We start from the raw sequence: 17,690 nt of genomic DNA, 5'->3' as shown, positions 1-17,690 counted from the left end.
CGCAAGCGAAACGACCATCGAGCATCGAGAGCCATGAAAAAAGACGCCGTCATCTATATCGCCGGGCACAACGGCATGGTGGGCTCCGCGCTGCTGCGCCGGCTGCGCGCCGCGGGATACCGCAACCTCGTCACGCGCAGCCGCGCCGAGCTGGACCTGACCGACCAGGGCGCGGTGCACCGCTTCTTCGCCGACGAGGGCATCGACGTGGTGCTGCTGGCCGCGGCGCGCGTCGGCGGCATCCTCGCCAACGCGCTGCGGCCGGTCAACTTCCTCTACGAGAACCTGGCGATCGAGACCAACGTGATCCACGCCGCCTACCAGGCCGGCGTGGGCCGGCTGGTGTTCTTCGGCTCGTCGTGCATCTATCCGCGCGACTGCCCGCAGCCGATCCGCGAGGAGTACCTGCTGAGCGGGCCGCTGGAGCGCACCAACGAGGCCTACGCCATCGCCAAGATCGCCGGGCTGAAGCTGTGCGAGGCCTACAACCGGCAGTACGGCACGCGCTACGTCTCGCTGATGCCGACCAACCTGTACGGCCCCAACGACAACTACGACCTGGCCACCAGCCACGTGCTGCCGGCGCTGGTCAGCAAGGCCTACACCGCGGTCAAGGAGGGCGCGCCGAGCCTGCAGGTCTGGGGCACCGGCACGCCGCGGCGCGAATTCCTCCACGTCGACGACCTCGCCGCGGCGACGCTGTTCGTGCTCGAGCGCGGCGTGGCCGAAGGCGTGTTCAACGTGGGCACCGGCGCCGACCTGCCGATCCGCGAGCTGGCCGAGCGCATCTGCCGCGTGGCGGGTTTTCGCGGCGGCCTGGTGTTCGACGCCGCGAAGCCGGACGGCACGCCGAGCAAGCGGCTCGACGTGTCGCGCCTCGCGCAGCTTGGCTGGCAGCCCGCGATCGGCCTCGACCAAGGCCTCGAAGCCGTCTACCGGGAGTACGCGGCGCGCAGGGACGGCGTGATGCCCGGGGGTGCGCCGGCCGAGGCCGGCGCACAGGCAAGCGCCGTCATCGAGTGACGAGATAAAGGAGCGAATCATGGCAGCTTCAGTGACCATATTCCACAACGTCGTCTGGTCGCGCCACAAGGGCGCCGTGCTGTCGGCGCTGTACAGCCAGTCGGCGGCCAGCCCGATCCGCTACACGATGGTGCAGATCGCGGAGACCGAGTACTACCGCGTGGGCTTCTCCGACGTCGACTACTCGTTCCACAAGTACCCGATGCACCAGCTCTACGCCGGCTGCTACGAGGACGTGCCGCGCTGGAAGATGACCGCGCGCCTGACCTGGGAAGTGATCAAGGCCAGGAGCGAGCTGGTGGTGCTGCCCGGCTACCACCGGCCCGAATACTGGGCCATGCTGCTGGCCTGCATCGTCACCGGCAAGCGGCGCGCGGTGTTCTGCGACTCCACCGGGCACGACCGGCCGCGGCGCATGGTGACGTCGATTCCCAAGCGGCTGTTCTTCTCGCTGTGCCACGGCTATTTCGGCTTCGGCGAGCGCAGCCGCGAATACCTGATGTCGCTCGGCGCGCGGCCCGAGCGCATCTTCACGCCATGCCAGGCGGCCGCCATGCCGGCCACGTACCAGCCCGAGCAGGTGGTGCGCCAGCGGCTGAGCCACCGCGCCGACGGCAAGCCGGTGTTCCTCTACGTGGGCCGGCTGTCCGAGGAAAAGGGGCTCGATACCCTGCTGGTCGCCTTCGCCGGGCTGCGCGGGCAACTGCCCGCGGCGACGCTGCGCATGGTCGGCACCGGCCCGCTGGCCGGCACGCTGCGCCAGATGGCGGCCAGCCTCGGCATCGAGGACGCGGTGGAGCTGGTCGGCAGCAAGCAGGACGAGGAGCTGTCGCAGGAGTACTACCGCGCGCTGTGCATGGTGCTGCCGAGCTACAGCGAGCCGTGGGGCCTGGTGGTCAACGAGGCGCTCAGCCACGGCTGCCCGACGGTGGCCAGCGACATCTGCGGCTGCGTGCCCGAACTGGTGCTGGAAGGCGAGACCGGCTTCGCGGTGCCGGTGCGCGACGCCGCCGCGCTGCAGGCCGGCATGGCGCGCGCGGTGGCGGCCTTCGCCGATACCCAGGCCACCGCCGAGCGCTGCCTGGCCGTGATCCGGCGCTTCGATCCCGCCAGCGCGGCATCGAACATCGCGCGCGGCTGCGCGGCGATGCTCAGCGAGCCGGACCTGCGCCAGCACGCCGGCGGCGTGCGGACCTGAAGCGCCGGCGGCATCCCGGCCCCAGGGCCACGCGCGCAAATTCGATGGAGCGACCCGTGAGAATCCTCGTCTGCGGACAGAACTACGCACCGGAGCTGACCGGAACCGGCAAGTACACGGCCGAGATGGCCGAGGCGCTGGCGGCCGCCGGCCACGAGGTCCGCGTGGTCTGCGCGCCGCCCTACTACCCGGACTGGCGCGTCGGCGAAGGCTATTCGGCCACGCGCTACAGCCGCGAGTGGCGCGGCGGGGTGCGGGTCTACCGCGCCCCGCTGTGGGTGCCGCGCCGGCCCACCGGCGCCACGCGCCTGCTGCACCTGGCCAGCTTCGCGCTGGGCGCGCTGCCCGCGCTGGCGGCGCAGGCCGCGTGGCGCCCGCACGCCGTCATCGCGGTGGCGCCCAGCCTGATGAGCGTGCCGGCGGCGCTGGCGCTGGCGCGCCTGGCCGGCGCCAGGAGCTGGCTGCACGTGCAGGACTACGAGGTCGACGCCGCCTTCGGGCTGGGCCTGCTGCGGCGCCCGTGGCTGCGGCGCGCGGCGCTGGCGGTGGAGCGCTTCCTGATGCGCCGCTTCGACGTGGTGTCCACCATCTCGGAAAAGATGGCCGAGCACGCCGCGCGCAAGGGCGTGAGCGCCGCGCGCGTGTTCCGCCTGCCGAACTGGGTCGACACCGCGGCGATCTTTCCGCTCGGGCGGCCCAGCGCCTATCGCGGGGAGCTCGGCATCGCGCCCGGGCAGATCGTGGTGCTGTACGCCGGCAACATGGGCGAGAAGCAGGGCCTGGAAGTGCTGGTGTGCGCGGTGGCGGCGCTGGCCGGCCATGCCGGCATCACCTTCGTGTTCTGCGGCACCGGCCCGGCGCGGCCCATGCTCGAGACCTACTGCGCGGGCCTGGAGAACTGCCGCTTCCTGCCGCTGCAGCCGGCCGACCGCCTCAACGAGCTGCTCAACCTCGCGGACATCCACGTGCTGCCGCAGCGCGGCGACGCGGCCGACCTCGTGATGCCGTCCAAGCTCACCGGCATGCTGGCCAGCGGCCGCCCGACCGTGGCGATGGCCAATGCCGGCACCGAGCTGTTCGCCGCGGTGGCGGGGCGCGGCGTGGCGGTGCCGCCCGACGACATCGATGCGCTCGCCACCGCCATCAAGACGCTGGCCGCGGACGCCGCGCGCCGCGCCGGGCTGGGCGCGGCGGCGCGCGCCTATGCCGAGGCCACGCTGTCCTCCGGCGCCGTGCTCGCGCGCCTCGACGCGCGGCTGCGCGCGCTGTGCGGCGAGGGCCCCGAGCAGCCGCAGGCGGCGGACCCGCGCGGCGCGGAAGACCTGGCGGCGCACGCGTTGCGGCCGGGCAAGACGGAGTAGCGCCGCAACACACGTAGGGAACAGGCAAAGGACAAGGGGAGAGCGGAGGAACAGGCAAGCCGGGCTGGACGGGTACAAGAACAGTTGGGGGAAAAGCAAGATGTCCGCTACACAACAGGCAGCGCTGCCCGCGGGCAGCGGCATGGCCGCGCCATGCGCGGGCCGGCCGGCGCGGCGGCGCGCGCGCGCCGCGCGGGCCCGCCGCGGCTGACGGAGGGCTGCCGCCATGCGCAACCGCTTCGCACCGCTGTGGATCTGGCTGATGCTGTATCCGCTCGCGCTCGACTTCAAGAGCGTGGACGAGAACGGCACGCGGATCCTGCAGATCCTGCTGACGGTGCCCGCCGTCGGCGCGGCCGCGGCGCTGGCGCTGATCGCGCCGCGCTTCACCGGGCGCACGCAACTGAGCCGGCTGGCGATGGCGGCGCTGCTGCTGACGGTGCCGGGCAGCCTGGTGGCCCAGCTCGTGCAGGGCAACGACCTCGGCAACTACCTGCGCGTGCTGCTGCCGTTCCTGCTGCTGCTGCTCGGCTACCTGGCGGCGCGCCATCCGTGGCCGGAGGACCGGCTGGCGTACATCGAGGGCGTCATGTTCAACGCGGTGGCGGTGTCGCTGCTGTTTACCTTCGCCTATGGCATGGCGGTCGGCGGCGGGCTGGAGAACGTGCGCTTTCGCATCGTCTCGCCGGCCTTCCTGGTGCTGCAGGGCGTGCTGCTGCATGAGTTTGTCATCGCGCGGCGGGTGACGAAGATGAACCTGCTGCTGTTCATCGTCAGCGTGGTGATCGAGATGCTGAGCGTGACGCGCAGCCTGCTGGTCGGCACGGCCCTGCTGTTCCTGTTCGCGACCTGGCTCAGCGCGCCGTCGATCCGGCACCTGATGCGCGCGGCGCTGCGTGCCACGGTCATCACGGCCACGCTCGCGGGCGGCACCGCGCTGATCGGCTCGGCGCTGTTCCCGAGCGTCGCCGCGCACTGGACGCAGCGCCTCGCCGCGGCCAAGGCGACCGAGTCCGGCATCGACCCGACCACCGCCACGCGCCTGGCCGAGCTCAAGGACCAGTACGACCAGGTCACGCAGAACAAGACCTCGCTGCTGGTCGGCAAGGGCTACGGGCACTACTACCGCTATTCGCCGGCCTACCTGCCGGCGCTCACCGGGCAGATGACCGAGAAGGAGTTCTACGCCATCAACGAATGGACGGCCGGGCACAACTTCTGGGTCTACCAGTTGTTCGCCGGCGGCCTGCTGTTCGGCATCGCCCTGCCGGCGATCGTGCTGTACGCGCTGTACCGCGGCAGCGTGGCCTACCGCCACTGGCGCCGCGTGGCGCCGGACGCGCCGTACCTGGCCGTGCTCGGGCGCGCGCTGCTGGTGCTGGCCTCGCTGCCGGCCGCCTCGATCGGCGGCAATCCGCTCGGGCCGCGCTTCTCGGGCCTGCTGTACGGCGTGGCGCTGGGCCTGCTGGTGGCCACGCATGCGCGCCTGCTGCGCGCCGAGGCCCGCGGCAGGCAGGAAGCGCCGGCTGCCGAGGCTGCCGGGCCGGTCGCGCCGGCGTGGCCGCCGCTGCCCGGCGGCGCCTACCCGCATCCGCTGCCGCTGCCGGCGCCGGCGGTGGTCGCGGCAGCCGCGGCGGACCCGGCCGCGCAGGTGCCGCGCCTGCGCCATCAACCGAGCGGGGCGTCCACATGAAGATCCTCCATGTACTGGCGTCGGTCGATCCGCGCGGCGGCGGTCCGGTGGAAAGCGTGCGCCAGGGCAGCGCCCAGCTGCTGGCGCTGGGCCACAAGGTCGAGGTGCTGTCGCTCGACGCGCCGGACGCGCCCGGCGTGGCCGGCTTCACGCTGCCGCTGCATGCGCTCGGGCCGGCGCGCGGCTTCTATCACTATTCGCCGCGGCTGGTGCCGTGGCTGCGCGCGCACGCGCGCGAGTTCGACGCGGTGATCGTCAACGGCCTGTGGCAATACCACGGCTTCGGGACCTGGCGCGCGCTGCGCAAGCTGGACGTGCCCTACTACGTCTACCCGCACGGCATGCTCGACCCGTGGTTCAAGCGCGCCTATCCGCTCAAGCACCTGAAGAAATGGCTGTACTGGCCGTGGGCGGAATACCGCGTGCTGCGCGACGCGCGGGCGGTGCTGTTTACCGCCGAGGAAGAGCGCCGTCTGGCCGCTCGGTCGTTCTGGCTGTACCGGGCGCGCGCGCGCGTGGTCAGCTTCGGCACGCAGGCGCCGCCGCCGGAAGACGCGCCCGGCGTGCCGCCGCGCGAGCGCTTCCTGGCCGCGCATCCCGAGCTGCGCGGCAAGCGCATCGTGCTGTTCCTCGGCCGCATCCACGAGAAAAAAGGCTGCGACCTGCTGATCGAGGCGTTCGGCCGCGCCGCCGCGCGCTATCCCGACGCGCACCTGGTGATGGCCGGCCCCGACGGCGCGGGCTGGGGCGAACGGCTGCGCGCGCAGGCGGCGGCGGCCGGCATCGGCGCGCGCGTGAGCTGGCCCGGCATGCTCGACGGCCCGATGAAATGGGGCGCGTTCCGCGCCAGCGACGTGTTCGTGCTGCCTTCGCACCAGGAGAACTTCGGCATCGCGGTGGCCGAGGCGATGGCGTGCGGCGTGCCGGTGCTGATCTCCGACAAGGTGAACATCTGGCGCGAGGTCGAGGGCGACGGCGCCGGCCTGGCCGCGCCGGACACGGCGCAGGGCACGGAAGCGCTGCTGCGCTGCTGGTTCGCCCTGGGCGAGCGCGAGCGCGGTGCCATGCGCGCGTGCGCGCAGGCCAGCTTCGCGCGGCGCTTCTCGGTCGAGGGCATGGCCGGCGACCTGCTGCGCGTGCTGCAGGCCGAGCCGCCCGCGCACGAGCATGGCCGCAAGCCGGCGCAGGAGGCCGCGCGCGCGGTGCCGGTGCCGGGCTGGCGCGCCGGCGACGGCTGACGCCGGCGCGGAAGAACAGGCGAGGGGAGGCGAGGGCGGGCGCGCTTGGCCGCCGTTGGCGCAATGTTGGCGAACGCCGGCGAGCACGCCGTAGGAAGATGGATCGACAGCGAAGGGGTTGCCGCCGGGCCGCGCGTCCGGCGAGCGGGGAGCAGGCCATGTTCATCGACACAAGAAAACTGCAGGACGACACCGTCGTGCACAGCACCGTCTGCATCATCGGTGCCGGCGTGGCCGGCATCACGCTGGCGCTGGAGATGGACCGCCTGGGCATCGATGCCTGCCTGCTGGAAAGCGGCGGCTACAGCGCCGACGACGACACCCGCGACCTCTACCGCGGCGAGAACACCGGCCTGCCCTACGCCTTCGCCGACGGCTGCCGCAGCCGCTATCTCGGCGGCAGCAGCAACTGCTGGGGCGGCTGGTGCCGGCCGCTGGACCCGTGGGACCTGGAGCGGCGCAGCTGGGTCGCGCACAGCGGCTGGCCGTTCGGGCTCGACGAGCTCACGCCGTTCTACGAGCGCACCCACGCGCTGCTCAAGCTCGGGCCCAACAATTTCGACCCGGCCTACTGGGAGGCTTCCATCCGGCGCCACGACGTGCGGCGCCTGCCGCTCACCGGCGGGCACATCCGCGACACCATCTCGCAGTTCAGCCCGCCGGCGCGCTTCGGCAAGCTGTACCGCCCGCAACTGGAGAAGTCGCAGCGCGTCAAGGTCTACCTGTACGCCAACGTGGTCAACATCGACGCCAATGCGGATGCCTCGTCGGTCACGCGGGTGTCGGTGGCCACGCTCAGCGGGCGGCGCCTCAAGGTGGCGGCGCGGCTGTTCGTGCTGGCCACCGGCGGCATCGAGAACGCGCGCCTGCTGCTGGCCTCGAACGGCGTGCAGCCGGCCGGGCTGGGCAACGGCGCCGACCTCGTGGGGCGCTATTTCATGGACCATCCGCGCCTGATGTCCGGCAGCGTGCGCTTCAGCAGGGCGTGGGAGCGCAACAAGCTGTACGACATCAAATACCACTACCAGAACGCGGCGGTCAAAGCCCACGGCACGCACGTGTCCTCGCAGTTCGCGCTCAAGCCGGCGGTGCTGGAGCGCGAGGGGCTGCTCAATTCGCGCGTGTGGTTTTTCTCGCTGTTCTACGGCGAGGGCAGCCGCGGCGCGGAGGCGCTGATCCGCGCCAAGCAGGCGCTGCTGAAGAAGGAGCAGCCCGGGCGCAAGGTCAGCCGCGACCTGCTGACGATGGCCGCGCACCCGATCGACACCGTGGGCTTCGGGCTGACGCGGCTGCTGCAGCCGCGCTCGCTGATCACCGGCGTCAAGATGCAGGCCATCGTGGAAGCGGAGCCCGATCCGCACAGCCGCGTGACGCTGTGCGACCAGCGCGACCGGCTCGGCCTGCCGCGCGTGCGCGTGCACTGGCGCGTGGGCAGCCTGGTGCAGCGCACCTTCGACCGCACCTTCGCGCTGCTGGCCGACGAGCTGCAGCGCAGCGGCGTGGCGCAGGTCACGCTCGATCCGCCCACCGAGGGGCAGCCGTGGCCGGCCTCGCTCGAAGGGACGTGGCACCACATGGGCACCACGCGCATGCACGATTCGCCAAGATCGGGCGTGGTGGACCGCAACTGCCGCGTGCACGGCCTGGCCAACCTCTACGTGGCGGGCAGCTCGGTGTTCCCGACCGTGGGCGCGAACTTCCCCACCATCACCATCGCCGCGCTGTCGCTGCGGCTGGGCGAGCATATCGCGCGCGAGGTCGCCATGCCGGGCGCGACGTACAAGAGCGACGCGGAGGCGCCGCGCAAGGCACCCGCGGCCGTGCCGGAGGAGAGCCTGGCGCTCGCGGCGGCCGCGATCGCGCCGGCCGGGCCCGGGCTGATGCCGATGCCGAAGGAGTAGCCGGGCGTCACTTGACGCAGCGGGAGGTGACAGGCGTGACGGTGTTGCCAGCAATCACGAACGCAGCCGCGGCGGGCCGGCATTGGCGCAGATCTTGCGGCATGCGTGGCGTGCCGCCGGCCGGCGCCGCGCGCGGGCGGCCACGAGAGCGGCCAGGAGAGCGGCCAGGATTGGCGGAGGGAACGACTATGTACGGCCAGCGACTGTCTCCGGACGTGAACTTGCTGCTGCGCGGCCTGCCGCGCGAAGACTGGGGCGCGCTCTCCGACTACGTCGAGCTGGTGCGCATGCGCCCGGGGCAGTTGCTCTGCGATACCGGCCAGCACACCAACCACGTCTACTTCCCGACCACCGCGGTGGTGTCGATGCTGTCCTTCCTCGAGGACGGCACCGCCATCGAGATCGCCACCGTGGGCAGCGAGGGCATGGTCGGCATCCCGGTGGTCACGGGCGGGCAGGCCATGCCGTTCCGCTTCGAGGTGCAGACCCCGGGCTACGGCTTCCGCCTGAGCTCGGTGCGGCTGCGGCAGGAACTGCTGCGCTCGCCGGCCACGCTGCGCGCGGCGCTGCTGTACGTGCAGGCGCTGATGACGCAGATCGCGCAGACCGCGGTGTGCAACCGCTACCACTCGCTGAGCCAGCAGGTGTGCCGCTGGCTGCTGCTGACCGCCGACCGCCTGTGCTCCAACGAGATCGCCATCACCCAGCAGGTGATCGCCGCGCGCCTGGGCGTGCGCCGCGAAGGGGTGACGGAGGCCGCCGGCAAGCTCGCCGACCTGGGCCTGATCCATTACAGCCGGGGCCACATCACGCTAATCGACCGGCGCCGGCTGGAGCTGCACGCCTGCGAATGCTATGGCCTGGTCACGCGCGAGTACGGGCGCCTGCTGTCCGGGCGGCCCGCCGAGCTGTGCCTGCTCGACGGCGGCGGCCGGGCACGGCCCGGCTCCGCCGGCGCGCATCCGTCGCATTCAGCCCATTCAGGGAGCTGCCTGTGAATACCTTCACCCAAGCCGGCCCCGCGCCGGCATTCCGGGCGCCGGCCGCGGCCGTGCGCCGCGGCATGGCCCGCGCATGGCACGACCATGCCGGGATGATCGCCGGCGCCACCGCCGGCGCGGCGCTGTGCGGCGCGATCTATGCGTGGTCGCTGCCCGCGGTCTACCAGGCCGACGTGCTGGTGCGGCCCGAGGCGCGGCCCGAGGCGGGCAAGGGAAGCGGCCCGGGCGGCCAGTCCGCCGCGCCGCCCGCCGGCGAGCTGCGCCCGGACGCGCTGACCAGCCGCGCGGTGCTCACGCCGGTGGTGCGCGAGTCCCGGCTCGACATCGTCGCGGCGCCGCGCGTGGTGCCGCTCATCGGGCCGCTGTGGGCGCGCTTCGCCGGCGCCGCCGACGGCGCGCCGCTGGCGCCGCCGGCGGGCCTGGACGCGCTGTCCGGTTATGCCTGGGGCGGCGAGCGCATCGACGTGCTGGCGCTGAACGTGCCCGAGGCCCTGCTCAACCAGCCGCTCACGCTGGTGGCGCTCGGCGACGGCGAGTTCCGCCTGGAGCGCGCCGACGGCGCCACGCTGCTCGCCGGCAAGGCCGGCGACGTGGTGCGCGGCGAAGGCGTGTCGATGAAGCTGGCGCGGCTGGACGCGCGCGCGGGCACGCGCTTCACGCTGACGCGGCGCGACCCGGTCACGGCCTACGACCTGCTGGTGCGCGGGCTCATGGTGGAAGCGCAGCCGGGCACGGCCGGCACGGTCGCGGGCACGGCCGGCGCCGCGCCGCAGGCGGTGCGCATCGCCTGGCGCGACGGCGACCCCGCGCGCGCCGCCGCCGTGGTCAACGCGGTGGCGCACTCGATCTCCGACACCGAGGTCGGCCAGCGGCGCGAGCAGGCCGACCAGCAGCTCGACTTCATCACCGGCGAGCTGCCGCGCGTGAAGGCGCAGCTCGAGCAGGCCGAGGCCGCGCTCGCGCGCTACCGCGCCCGCGCCGGCTCGATGCAGCCCACCGAGGAATCGAAGTCGTACCTGAGCGGCAGCATCGACTACCAGAAGCAGATCTCCGCGCTGCGCATCGAGCGCGCGCGCCTGCTGCGCAAGTACACCACCGAAAGCCAGGAAGTGCAGGCCGTCGACGACCAGCTCCAGCAGCTCGCCAGCGACCGCCGCAACCTGGAGACGCAGCGCAAGGGCCTGACCGAGGCCGAGCGCGAATCGGCCTCGCTGACGCGCGACGTGAAGGTGGCCGAGGACACCTACATGGCCCTGCGCCGCCAGGCGCAGGCACTGGCGCTGGCGCAGTCCGACCGCACCAGCGACGTGCGGCTGGTGGACTTCGCCGTGGCCCCGGCGCTGCCGGTCGGCCCGCAGCGGGGCCTGCTGACCGCGCTGGCGGCCTTGCTGGGCCTGCTGGCCAGCGCCGCGCTGGCGGTCTACAAGGGGCGCGCGCGCCAGGGCATGGACAGCGCGCCGGAGATCGAGAGCACGCTGGCGCTGCCGATGGTGGGCGAGGTGGTGTTCAGTCCCGAGCAGGCCGAGCTCGAGCGCCGCAGCCAGGCGTCGCCGCGCTCGCTGATCGCGCCCACGCTGCTGGCCGGCGAGCGGGCCCAGGCCATGTGCCTGCCGTCGGGCGTGGACGGCGCGCGCGCGGCGCTGCGCGGCGCGGTCTCACCGGCCACGATGCAGCCGGAGGCGGCCGGCGAGCCGCCGCCCGCGCTGCACGACCGCTACCTGCTGGCGCGGCAATATCCGCACGCGCCGGCCGTGGAAGGGCTGCGCACGCTGCGCGCGGCGCTGCATTTCGCGATGGAGGGCGCGGCCAACCACATCGTCGCCGTCACCAGCGCGTCGGCGGGCGCCGGCAAGACCTTCGGCGCGGTCAACCTGGCGGTGCTGGCGGCCGAGGCCGGCATGCGCGTGCTGCTGGTCGACGGCGACCTGCGCCGCGCCCGCGTGGCCGGCCAGTTCGGGCTGGAGGGCATGCCGGGGCTGGCCGACCTGCTGTGCGGCACGCTGGCCCTGCACGATGCGATCCGGCCCACCGCGGTGCCCGGCCTGTGGCTGCTCGCCGCCGGCACGCGGCCGGTGAACCCGTCCGAGCTGCTGATGCTGCCGGCGCTGCGCGAGCTGCTGCTGACCTGCGACGCCGGCTTCGACCTGATCCTGGTGGATACGCCGCCGATCCTGGCGGTGGCGGACGCGGCGCTGGTGGGGCGCCTGGCCGGCTCCACGCTGCTGTTCGTGCGCGCCGACTGCACGCCGCAGGAGAAGGTGAGCGAGGCCCTCAAGCAGCTCGAGCGCGCGCGCGCCAACGTGATCGGCGGGGTGCTCAACGGCCTGCAGCTGCGCCGCAGCAACCGCGAGCGCTGCGGCGAGACCACCAGCTACCTGCGCGCCACGCCGCTCGAAGACCCCGGCACGCCCGGCTGGCGGATCTGCTGAGCGCCGCCTCGCCGGCGCCGCGCGCGAACCCGTGAACCCTCGAACTCACTGTGTGCCGGGGTTCGCGCGGACCGCCTCGCGCCGCGCGCCGGCGGCCGCGTCCATGCTTGCACGTGCGCGGGACGGCACGTTCCGCGCGTAGCACGATGAAATGTTTGTGACAACCCTCAATTGAGGCCTTCCGGCAGCCGTTATGCGGTGGAACAGTCCACGGCATTCATGGTGAAATGCATCGAATAAAGCCGGATAGCCGGTCAGTCGTCACCGGCCGTGGTCTTCGGCCCCGATGCGGGCAAGGAGGGGACAAATGAATCTGTTGAAAGCGCTCTGGTGGTGCCCGTTGTCCCTGATGGCGACGATCACCGTGCCCCTGCCCGATCCCGGTTTCGAGATGCAGGCCGCGCCCGCGGCCCCCGGCGACCACGTCGGCCCCGGCCAGCCGTGGCGCGCCGGGGTCGATACCGATGCCGGCGCCGCGCAGCGCCACCCGCGCGGACAGGCCTGAGGCCGCCGCCGCGGGTTAAGGCAGGCTGCCCTCGCCCGCGGCATCCGCGGGCTTGCCGTCGGCGTGCGGCCGCGTCTGGCCGAGCAGGCCGGTGGAGGTGGCGTAGCTGAACAGGTCCATGTCGCCGCGCAGGCCCAGCTTGCGCATGGCCGACATCTTCTGCGTGCTGATGGTCTTGATGCTGCGGCCGAGGTTGGCCGCGATCTGGCTGACCGACATGCCGGTCAGGTACAGGCGGATGACGCTGATCTCGCGCGGGCTGAGCGCGCCGAAGCGCACGCGCGGATCCACCTGCATGCCGGCGCTGTCCTGCAGCGCCTGGATGGTTGGCGACAGGTAGCGGCGCCCGACCAGCATCTGCCCCAGCGCGGTCGCGATGTGCGACGCATCGTCGAGCTTGCTCACCACCGACAGCCGCTCGAACCGCGCCAGCTTGCCGATCTGGCCGGGGTTGTCCATCATCGTCACGACCAGGATCCAGAGCTCGGGATAGTGGCTGCGCACGAGTTCGAGCATGTGCATGCCGTCGCCGTGGGCACCCCCCGGCATGACGAAATCGGTCAGCAGGATGTCGCACGGACGCCGGCTCAGCACCGTGAGCAGCTCGGTGGAGTTGCGGGCGACGCCGGCGATCTCCACGCTGTCGAACTGTGCCAGCAGGCCGCGCAGGCCCAGCAGCATGACGGGATGGTCGTCGGCAATGACGATTAGGGTTTTGGAGGACATAGCATCGGCCTGCATGGGCTCATATCCGGGAAGACGGTGCGCGGGCACGCGGGGATCGTGGTGGGCACGGCGGCGCGGGGCGCCGGCAAGGACATCGGCTTCAGACTTTATCCCCGACGGCGCGGCGGCGGTTTGCGAAATTTCGGCAAATCGCCGTAGCTCGCGGCTTTCGCGGCGGGCGCGCCGGCCGCGCATGGCATGCCGCGGCGCCGTTTCGCATGGCGCGCCGCGTTTTTTCCGCCAACCCCCGCTGAAACTTCCGCATCGCGGCCGCGGGCGCGGCGGCCATGCGCCGGACGGCTCGCCGGGGCGCCGTCGGCCACCTTCGGGCCACCTCTTGGCCACCTTCCGGCCCCCGCCCGGGCGCCGTCGGGGAAGTGCATATTCCGCAGTGCCGCAACTCTTTTGGGAAATTTCCGACATTTTGTGCAGACAATTCCCGGCGCCCGTGGCGTAATTTCATAACATAATCCGCGCTTCACCCGCAAAATCACGGTAAGGCGCCGGAGGCGGGCGGAGCGTGAGCAGTCGGAGAATGAGCTGTCTTTGGGAATCTTGGGGAGAACGCGCGTGGCAACGATCCTGATCGTCGACGATCATCCGGCATTGCGCCTGGTGATCAAGACACAGTTGTCGCAAGTGCTGGGGGTCAGCAACATCCTGGAAGCGGACAATGGCCAGGCGGCCATCGAGGCCGTGCGGCAGTTCGAGCCCGACCTCGCCATCCTGGACCTGGACATCCCGCGCATCAGCGGCCTCGACGTGATTCCCCGGCTCAAGCTGCTGCACCCGCCGATCCGCATCCTCGTGATCTCCGGCCAGGACCAGGCCACCTTCGCGCCGCGCGCGCGGCAGGCCGGCGCGCAGGGCTTCGTGAGCAAGATGCAGGACATGAAGGAGATCGTGCGCTGCGTCGAGGCGGTGATGGCCGGCTACACCGTGTTCCCCGAGATGCGCCACGAGCGCGACCTGCCGCCGGTGTCGCAGCGCGCCGACGAGGAGCGGCTCATGCTGCTGTCGGACAAGGAGATCGTGATCCTGCAGATGCTCGTGCGCGGCCTGTCCAACAAGGCCATCGGCGAGCTGCTGTTCATCAGCAACAAGACGGTAAGCAGCCACAAGACCCGCATCATGGGCAAGCTGCAGGTCAACTCGCTGGTGGACCTGGTCGACTTCGCGCGGCGCTGCCGGCTCTCGCCGGGGCAGTGACGCCATGACCGCGCCGCGGCGCGGCGGCGCCGGCCTCTAGTCAGTCTTCGGGCCGTTCTTCCGCCATCTCCGCCGCGGTCTTGCCCGCCGCCATCCCCGCCGCTACCTCCGCCGCCACCTCCGCCACCTCCGCCACCTCCGCGCCGGCGCCGAGATAACCGCGCAGCGTGCGCTCCAGCACCGCCAGCCCGACCGGCTTGACGATCACCGTGTTCATGCCGGCGGCCAGCGCGCGCCGGTGGTCCTCGGTCTGGCCGCTGGCGGTGCAGCCGATGATCGGCACCCGGCTGGCGGCGTCGTGCCGCGCGCGCACCGCGCTGGCCAGGCCGAAGCCGTCCATCACCGGCATCATGCAGTCGCAGATCACCAGGTCGGGCGACTCCCGCAGGATCGCCTGCAGGCCCAGCGCGCCGTCTTCTGCCGTGCACGAGGCAATGCCGAGCCGCTGCAGCTGGCGCACCAGCAGCAGGCGGTTGGGCGCGTGGTCGTCCACCACCAGGACGCGCCGGCCCGGCGGGAACGGCGCGAAGCCGCCGCGCGGCCCGGGCGGGGCCGCCAGCGCCGGCGCCGCGGCGCATACCGGCAGCTCCAGCCGCACCCGGACCCGCGTGCCCTGGCCGGGCTGGCTCTCCAGCGTGACCTGCCCGCCCATCTTGCGCACCAGGTTGTGCGAGATCGACAGGCCCAGCCCGGTGCCGCCGATGTTGGGGCGGCCGGCGGACTCCACCTGGGCGAACGGGCGGAACAGCTTGCCGATGGCCTCGGCCGGGATGCCGATGCCGCTGTCCTCGATGACGATCTCCAGCGCCTGCCGCGCTTCGCGCACGGCCTCGCCATGCAGGCGGATGCGCACGCCGCCGCGCTCGGTGAAGCGGATCGCGTTGGAGACGAAATTGCCGATGACCTGGCGGATGCGCAGCATGTCCACCATGTGCGCGGGCGCGACCGCCGCGTCGGCGTCCAGCGTCAGCGCCAGCCCTTTCTGCGACGCCACCGGGCGGAACATGCGCACCACCTCCTGCAGGCCGTCGCGCAGGCTCGCCGCGCGCGGCTGCAGCGTGAACTGCCCGGCCTCCATCTTGGACAGGTCGAGGATGTCGTCGAGCAGCGACAGCAGCGAGGTCGCGGCGCTGTGCGCGGTGCCGAGCTGCTCGCGGTCGTGCTCGCCGCGGCGGCGCGTGAGCATCAGTTCCAGCATGCCGAGGATGGCGTTCATCGGCGTGCGGATCTCATGGCTGATCGAGGCCAGGAAGGTGGACTTGGCGCGGTTCGCGGCCTCCGCGCGGTCCTTGGCGCCGGCCAGCTCGGCCAGCATCTGCTCGCGCTCGGTCACGTCGATCCAGCCGCCCACGATGCCGGCGGTGCCGCCGTCGGCGCGGCGCAACTGCGTCACCCAGCTGGTGACGCTGCGCGCCACGCCGTCGACCATCAGGCGGCGGTCCGCGGCGAAGGGCTGGCCGGTGTCCAGCACGCGCCGGTAGATGTCCATCTGCTCCTGCGAGCCGATATCGGGCTTGATCACGGCGCGCGCATAGGACGGCGCGGTGCCGCGCAGCACTTCGCGCGAGGTGCCGAGCGCCGCCTCGTAGGCGCGGTTGCAGGTGATCATGCGCAGCGCGCTGTCGCGCAGGAAGATCGGCTGCGGGATGCCGTCCAGCACCGTGGCCTGGAACGCGAGCTGGTCCAGCAGGGCGTGCTCGGCCGCGCTGCGCTGCGTGACCTGGCGCCGCAGCGACGTCACCCAGCCCAGGAACAGCGCGCTCACCACCAGCGGCACGGCCGCGCCGGCGATCAGCCACGGCAGCAGCTGGCGCCAGGCCAGCACCGGCACGCCGGCCTGGGTCCATTGCGCGCGCATGGCGCCGAGGTCGTCGCGCGAGATGCTGAGCAGGGCCTTGTTGAGGATGGCCAGCAGCTCCGGGTGCTGCCGGGTCACGCCGAGGCCGACCTCGAGCGGCATGCCGCCCGTCGCCGCGGCGATGCGCAGCCGGCCCGCGTAGGCGCGCTTGAGCATGTAGTCGGCCATGAAGGCGCTGGCGATGGTGGCGTCCGCCTTGCCCGCGGCCACCATGCGGAACGCTTCCTCGTAGGTGCCGGTCTCGCGCCGGCTGACCGGGTAGCTGGCGCCCACCAGTTCCTGGATGCCGTTGAACGGCGGTCCCGCGACGACCTTGCCGGCGAGGTCGGCCACGCTGTGGATGCTGTCGTCGCCGGCCTGCGCGACCACCACCCAGTTGCCCGAGTAGTACGGCGCGCTCACCGGCAGGCTGCCGGTGCCGGCGTCCGGATGGTTGATCGGCAGGATCGGCACGACGTCCAGCGCGCCGCTGTCGAGGTCGGCGCTGGCCGTCGCCGCCGTGGCCGGCCAGTACGGCACGAAACGCAGTCCGGTGCGCTGCCCGACCAGTTGCAGCACCTGCTCGGTCAGCCCTTCGAGCTGCTGGCCGGCGCCGATGAACTGGAACGGCACGAGATCGCGCGAAGCCAGGTAGCGCACGTCGCGGTGGCGCGCCAGCCAGGCGCTTTCCGCGGCGGACAGGTTGAGCTTGTCGGCGAGGTGGAATTCGAGCGAGCCAGGCACCCAGGCATTGTCGATCTGGCGCTGCAGCGCCGCCGGCAGGCCGGCCAGCGCGCGCTCGACGAGGCTGCCCAGGGCGGGGTCGGCGACGGCGAAGCGCACGCCCTCCGGGGTGATCGGCGCGAAGTTGCGCGCGGTCAGTTCGCCGTAGCTGTACTGGTCGATCAGGTAGCTGGCCGCGGCGGCGCTGGTGACCATCACGAAGTCCGCCTTGCGCACCAGTTCGTCGAGCGCGCCGAGCAGGTTGTCGAACGCGCGCAGCGGCGCGTCCGGGTAGGCCTGCTCCAGCGCGGCGGGCGAGACCTCGCCGCGCAGGTAGCCGATGGCGCGCGTCGCCTCGTTGTGGCGGCTGTCGCGGCGCGAGATGACCTCGACCAGGCGGTGCGCGCGGTAGGGCGCGGTGCGCAGGCCGCCGGGCTGGCCGTCCAGCACGGTGGTGACGAGGTCGACCGCGCCCTGGTCGAGCGCGCGCCGCGCGGCCTGCGGCGACGGGTAGCGCATGACGCGCAGCGGCACGCCCATGCGCGCGGCGAGCACGGCGAGATAGTCGGCCGAGATCCCGCGGTATTCCCCTTCCAGGTCGACCAGGTCGAACGGCGGCAGGTAGTTGCCCGCCACGCCGACCCGCAGGCCGGCGCCGGCGTGGCGCCAGGCGGCCAGCTCTGGGCTGTCCGGCAGCGGCGCCGCCCACTGCGCACCGCCCGCGGCCGGCGAGGGCGCCAGGCGAAGCTGCAGGCTGAAGGGGGCGGCGGGCGGCACGGCGGTGGCCGGGGCCGGATCCGCCTGCGCGGGCAGGCACAGCGCCAGCAGCGACGCCGCGAGGCAGCG

The 17,690-nt window shown here is 72.5% G+C and carries 12 protein-coding genes; 10 read left to right on the top strand and 2 right to left on the bottom strand.

Annotated features, from left to right (window positions below; translation table 11 throughout):
• Nucleotides 1-33 precede the first annotated feature (33 nt).
• The 9 genes from KF708C_RS25985 (at nt 34) to KF708C_RS35950 (ending at nt 12,349) form a co-directional block, all read left to right on the top strand.
• A complete protein-coding gene (locus KF708C_RS25985) occupies nt 34-1,023 on the top strand; it encodes a GDP-L-fucose synthase family protein (RefSeq protein WP_059413852.1) in 990 nt (329 codons plus the stop codon).
• Nucleotides 1,024-1,042: 19 nt separating this feature from the next.
• Nucleotides 1,043-2,221 (top strand): glycosyltransferase family 4 protein, encoded by a 1,179-nt coding sequence (locus tag KF708C_RS25980; RefSeq protein WP_059413850.1) that lies wholly within the window; start codon nt 1,043-1,045, stop codon nt 2,219-2,221.
• Between the two features lie 56 nt (nt 2,222-2,277).
• Nucleotides 2,278-3,582, top strand: coding sequence for a glycosyltransferase WbuB (locus tag KF708C_RS25975; RefSeq protein WP_059413911.1), 1,305 nt, complete (start codon nt 2,278-2,280; stop codon nt 3,580-3,582).
• Between the two features lie 226 nt (nt 3,583-3,808).
• Nucleotides 3,809-5,275, top strand: coding sequence for a hypothetical protein (locus KF708C_RS25970; RefSeq protein ID WP_059413848.1), 1,467 nt, complete (start codon nt 3,809-3,811; stop codon nt 5,273-5,275).
• Entirely contained in the window at nt 5,272-6,513 is a 1,242-nt protein-coding gene (locus tag KF708C_RS25965; RefSeq protein WP_059413844.1) for a glycosyltransferase, read from the top strand. Before KF708C_RS25970 ends, KF708C_RS25965 begins: the two co-directional genes overlap by 4 nt.
• 158 nt (nt 6,514-6,671) lie before the next feature.
• Entirely contained in the window at nt 6,672-8,414 is a 1,743-nt protein-coding gene (locus tag KF708C_RS25960; RefSeq protein ID WP_059413843.1) for an FAD-dependent oxidoreductase, read from the top strand.
• Nucleotides 8,415-8,602: 188 nt separating this feature from the next.
• The gene (locus tag KF708C_RS25955; protein WP_020204083.1) at nt 8,603-9,412 is read left to right on the top strand and encodes a Crp/Fnr family transcriptional regulator; all 810 of its coding nucleotides are present in this window, start codon (nt 8,603-8,605) and stop codon (nt 9,410-9,412) included.
• Entirely contained in the window at nt 9,409-11,844 is a 2,436-nt protein-coding gene (locus KF708C_RS25950; RefSeq protein ID WP_059413841.1) for a polysaccharide biosynthesis tyrosine autokinase, read from the top strand. Before KF708C_RS25955 ends, KF708C_RS25950 begins: the two co-directional genes overlap by 4 nt.
• 307 nt (nt 11,845-12,151) lie before the next feature.
• Entirely contained in the window at nt 12,152-12,349 is a 198-nt protein-coding gene (locus tag KF708C_RS35950) for a hypothetical protein (RefSeq protein WP_156173951.1), read from the top strand.
• 15 nt (nt 12,350-12,364) lie between these two features.
• Here KF708C_RS35950 and KF708C_RS36530 read toward each other — a convergent pair whose 3' ends face one another.
• Nucleotides 12,365-13,075 carry a response regulator transcription factor gene (locus KF708C_RS36530; protein WP_059413839.1) on the bottom strand — a complete coding sequence of 237 codons (711 nt, stop codon included), beginning with the start codon at nt 13,073-13,075 and terminating at the stop codon, nt 12,365-12,367.
• Between the two features lie 570 nt (nt 13,076-13,645).
• Between KF708C_RS36530 and KF708C_RS25940 the strand changes: the two genes are divergently transcribed.
• A complete protein-coding gene (locus KF708C_RS25940) occupies nt 13,646-14,284 on the top strand; it encodes a response regulator transcription factor (protein WP_020204079.1) in 639 nt (212 codons plus the stop codon).
• 40 nt (nt 14,285-14,324) lie between these two features.
• On the opposite strand, the gene KF708C_RS25935 is transcribed toward KF708C_RS25940, so the two are convergent.
• Nucleotides 14,325-17,621, bottom strand: a complete 3,297-nt coding sequence (locus tag KF708C_RS25935; protein WP_231586579.1) for an ATP-binding protein — start codon at nt 17,619-17,621, stop codon at nt 14,325-14,327.
• Nucleotides 17,622-17,690 lie beyond the last annotated feature (69 nt).

Source organism: Cupriavidus basilensis (genome assembly GCF_000876015.1).
Taxonomy (GTDB): Bacteria; Pseudomonadota; Gammaproteobacteria; order Burkholderiales; family Burkholderiaceae; genus Cupriavidus; species Cupriavidus basilensis_B.
Note: the sequence above shows the minus strand (reverse complement) of the source record. Positions and strands in the feature narration are given on the sequence as shown.

Bases quoted from the DNA above. Each gene is read 5' to 3' on its own strand.
- KF708C_RS25970 (WP_059413848.1), top strand. From the start codon at position 3,809: ATGCGCAACCGCTTCGCACCGCTGTGGATCTGGCTGATGCTGTATCCG.
- KF708C_RS25985 (WP_059413852.1), top strand. From the start codon at position 34: ATGAAAAAAGACGCCGTCATCTATATCGCCGGGCACAACGGCATGGTG.
- KF708C_RS25960 (WP_059413843.1), top strand. From the start codon at position 6,672: ATGTTCATCGACACAAGAAAACTGCAGGACGACACCGTCGTGCACAGC.
- KF708C_RS36530 (WP_059413839.1), bottom strand. From the start codon at position 13,075: ATGTCCTCCAAAACCCTAATCGTCATTGCCGACGACCATCCCGTCATG.
- KF708C_RS25980 (WP_059413850.1), top strand. From the start codon at position 1,043: ATGGCAGCTTCAGTGACCATATTCCACAACGTCGTCTGGTCGCGCCAC.
- KF708C_RS35950 (WP_156173951.1), top strand. From the start codon at position 12,152: ATGAATCTGTTGAAAGCGCTCTGGTGGTGCCCGTTGTCCCTGATGGCG.
- KF708C_RS25965 (WP_059413844.1), top strand. From the start codon at position 5,272: ATGAAGATCCTCCATGTACTGGCGTCGGTCGATCCGCGCGGCGGCGGT.
- KF708C_RS25955 (WP_020204083.1), top strand. From the start codon at position 8,603: ATGTACGGCCAGCGACTGTCTCCGGACGTGAACTTGCTGCTGCGCGGC.